This window comes from Micromonospora sp. CPCC 206061 (assembly GCF_036906915.1).
Classification (GTDB): Bacteria; Actinomycetota; Actinomycetes; order Mycobacteriales; family Micromonosporaceae; genus Phytohabitans.
On record NZ_JBAKHX010000209.1, the window covers coordinates 1 to 1,204 of the forward strand.

The window sequence follows — 1,204 nt, forward strand, 5'->3', positions numbered from 1 at the left end:
ACTAGTGCCGCGTCTTTGAACGTTGATCGGGTAATGCCGTCTGTCTGACCTGGTTTGGGGCAGGCTGTCTGCAACGTCGTTGGTGATGTTGGAGGTGGTCGGTGGCCAGGCGGCCAGAGGTGTTCGTCCGGCAGGTCTCGATGGCTGAGGGACAGCGGCTGCAGCGAATCAGCCGGACCGCGAAGGACCCGGTGAAGCTGCGCCGGGCGATCGTGGTGCTGATGTCCGCCCAGGGCCAACCCGCGCCGGATATCGCGCACCTGCTGAAGGTGTCCGAGGACTACGTCCGTGATGTGATCCACGCGTTCAACGAACGGGGGTTCGACGCGCTGGACCCAAAATGGAGCGGGGGCGCACCGAAGAAGATCGATGACCAGACCCGATCCTGGATCTGTGTCATCGCCCGGTGCGACCCCCGCTTCCTGGGCCAGCCGTTCTCCTGCTGGTCCCTGGCCAAGCTGCGCGAATACCTGATCCAAGAGAAGGTGGTCAGCTCGGTCAGCACCGAGACACTACGGCGCATCCTGCACGAACGTGGTGTGTCGTGGCAGGCCACCAAGACGTGGAAGCACTCCACCGATCCCGACTTCCACACCAAGCTGCAAGCGGTGTTGGACCTGTACGACCACCCGCCCACCGACGGACGGGTCATATGTGTGGACGAGTTCGGGCCGCTGAACCTGCAACCACGCGCGGGCAAGGCATGGCGACCCGCCGGCCAGCCAGTCCGGCTACGGGCCACCTACACCCGCACCCACGGTGTCCGGCACATGATCGCCGCCCTCGACCTGGCCACCGGCAAGCTGTTCTACCGCATCCGCGACCGCAAACGCTGGCGCGAGTTCCTCGACTTCCTCAAGAGCCTGCGCCGACGCTGGCCGGAACAGAAGCTGTACGTGATCGTCGACAACTTCTCCCCACACAAGCGAGCAGAGGTCCTCACCTGGTGCACGACCAACCAGGTCGAACTGGTGTTCCTACCCACCTACGCGTCCTGGCTGAACTGGATCGAGGCCGAGTTCGCCGCAGTCCGGTACTTCGCCCTCAACGGCACCGACCACCAAACCCACGGCGAACAAGACGCCGCGATCAACGCCTACATCCGCTGGCGCAACCAACGAGCACAACCCAAACGCGCATTCGCCCCCGACTCCAAGATCCGCCACCCCGATTACACGATCAAGGTTGCGTGACGCGGCACTAG

The 1,204-nt window shown here is 64.0% G+C and carries 1 protein-coding gene; it reads left to right on the plus strand.

Features of this window, described 5'->3' with window-relative positions; all coding sequences use genetic code 11:
* The first annotated feature begins 101 nt into the window (after positions 1 to 101).
* On the plus strand, positions 102 to 1,193 hold the full coding sequence (locus V6V89_RS41415) for an IS630 family transposase (protein WP_334625221.1): 1,092 nt from the start codon (positions 102 to 104) through the stop codon (positions 1,191 to 1,193).
* Positions 1,194 to 1,204: the final 11 nt, after the last annotated feature.